The following is a 206-nucleotide window of genomic DNA, read 5'->3' as shown; positions in this document are numbered from 1 at the left end:
GGCGCGATGGGCGCGGTGATCGCGTACCACTACGGCGACCCGGTCCCCGGCGTGTGGCGACACGCGCTGGTGGGCGTGGTCGCGGTCGTCGCGGCGGTCGTCGGCGACGGCGCGGCCCAGCAACTGCTGGCCCCGGTGTACCGGCGGTTGTACTCGGCCCGGCCGGCCAACACGCAGGACACGGTATTGCCGGAGGGCCTGGACGA

1 protein-coding gene is annotated in these 206 nt (G+C 74.8%); it reads left to right on the top strand.

Annotated features, from left to right (window positions below; genetic code table 11):
- The coding region (locus tag GT354_RS16895) for a hypothetical protein (RefSeq protein ID WP_161357128.1) at positions 1–206 on the top strand (206 nt) is incomplete at both ends.

The organism is Streptomyces sp. SID3343, from assembly GCF_009865215.1.
Classification (GTDB): Bacteria; Actinomycetota; Actinomycetes; order Streptomycetales; family Streptomycetaceae; genus Embleya.
Note: the sequence above shows the minus strand (reverse complement) of the source record. Positions and strands in the feature narration are given on the sequence as shown.